Annotated in this window: 1 protein-coding gene and 1 pseudogene; both read left to right on the forward strand. The window is 60.2% G+C overall.

Annotation, left to right across the window (positions count from 1 at the left end):
- Positions 1-291, forward strand: a complete 291-nt coding sequence (locus EN914_RS34130; RefSeq protein WP_032808957.1) for a PilZ domain-containing protein — start codon at positions 1-3, stop codon at positions 289-291.
- A 631-nt stretch (positions 292-922) separates the two neighbouring features.
- Positions 923-1,796, forward strand: a pseudogene (locus EN914_RS34135) (vitamin B12-dependent ribonucleotide reductase); the annotation flags it as partial.

Here is a 1,796-nt window from a genome sequence, read left to right on the forward strand (position 1 = left end):
ATTCCAAACGAGTCCGACGAGCCTGAGCGCGAGCATCGTCCGCGCGTGCTCAAGGGCGGGTCGATCATCACCGGAATTTCGAATTCGGAAGTCGGCTGCACGCTGCGCAATCAACACGAAGGCGGAGCCGAACTGAAGATACCGCTGGAAGCCCGGGTTCCCGATCGCTTCCTTCTCTATGTGCCGCTCGACGGCATTGCCTATCGGTGCGAGGTCCGCTGGCGTCGCAATGACCGTATCGGGGTGCAGTTCACCGGCACCGAGCCAAAACCCAGGCTGCACTACGGCTGATCCATTCAGGCACGACGCTTTGGATCGTTGCCGCGTCCGGATTGCCTGGTGACGGCAAAATTGCCATCGCCGCACCGCATTCTATCCCCGTTATCCACATATGTGACACACAAGATGTTGGGGTCACAAAAGCTACGCAAACGAATCCTTGACGGCGCAAAACGAGTCGCCTTTTATAGGCCATGCGCTCCTGTTGAGAGTGCGACCGGAAAGTTCTGAGCCCGGTCTTTTTCCCGGATTATGTGCGTTTTGCTCGCATTTCCGCCTGGTTACGAGGCCGGCGGAAGCGTTGGAATTGTGGGGCGGTTGGGGTCGATAGGGACAATTGTCGGGCTTGAATAAATTGTCTGTTAATACTATATTTAGTGTTTGCAGGTAGGTTCGACGCTAGATAGTGTGAATTTCCCTCGACCGAGGGAATCGGAAAAAAATCAGTTTTGAGGGACCCGTGGGTTCGTCGGCACGTTGGACAGGCACTTCGCAAGGAGTTTGACCAGCAGGGCCGGCGGAGGCTGCGAAATGGAGAGCCGGCCGTTTTCGAACGCCGGCAGACGGCGGACATGCGCGTTTCGCATCGGGGGCAGAAATCCCTGGGGAAAAGCGCTACATATAGACAAAAGGGACCGGACCAATGCGCATCGAGCGTCGTTTCACCAAGCCAGGACAGTCCGCCTATGCGGAGATCGAATTCCGCAAGGCGCTTTCGGAGATCAAGAATCCGGATGGCTCGGTGGTGTTCCGCTTGGACAATATCGACGTGCCGGCGCAGTTCTCCCAGGTCGCAGCCGATATCCTGGCACAGAAATATTTCCGCAAGGCCGGTGTTCCGGCGCGCCTGAAGAAGATCGAAGAGAACGACGTCCCCTCCTTCCTGTGGCGCTCCGTCGCCGATGAGGCGGAACTCGCCAAGCTGCCGGAAGCCGAGCGCTACGGTTCCGAGATCGACGCCCGCCAGGTCTTCGACCGCCTTGCCGGCACCTGGACCTATTGGGGCTGGAAGGGCGGCTACTTCAAGGCGTCGGAAGAAGACGCACGCGCCTTCCGTGACGAGCTTGCCTACATGCTGGCCACCCAGCGCGTCGCGCCGAACTCGCCGCAATGGTTCAACACCGGCCTGCACTGGGCCTATGGCATCGACGGGCCGAGCCAGGGCCACTTCTATGTCGACCCGTTCACCGGCAAGCTGACCAAGTCGAAATCCTCCTACGAGCATCCGCAGCCGCATGCCTGCTTCATCCAGGGCGTGCAGGACGACCTCGTCAACGAGGGCGGCATCATGGATCTGTGGGTGCGTGAAGCGCGCCTGTTCAAATACGGCTCCGGTACCGGCTCCAACTTCTCGCTGCTGCGCGGCGAAGGCGAAAAACTGTCCGGTGGCGGCCGCTCGTCGGGCCTGATGAGCTTCCTCAAGATCGGCGACCGCGCGGCGGGCGCCATCAAGTCGGGCGGCACGACGCGCCGTGGCCCGACAATGGTCATTGTCGACGCCGACCACCCCGACATCG

This window comes from Mesorhizobium sp. M7A.F.Ca.CA.001.08.2.1, assembly GCF_003998455.1.
GTDB classification, from domain to species: domain Bacteria; phylum Pseudomonadota; class Alphaproteobacteria; order Rhizobiales; family Rhizobiaceae; genus Mesorhizobium; species Mesorhizobium ciceri.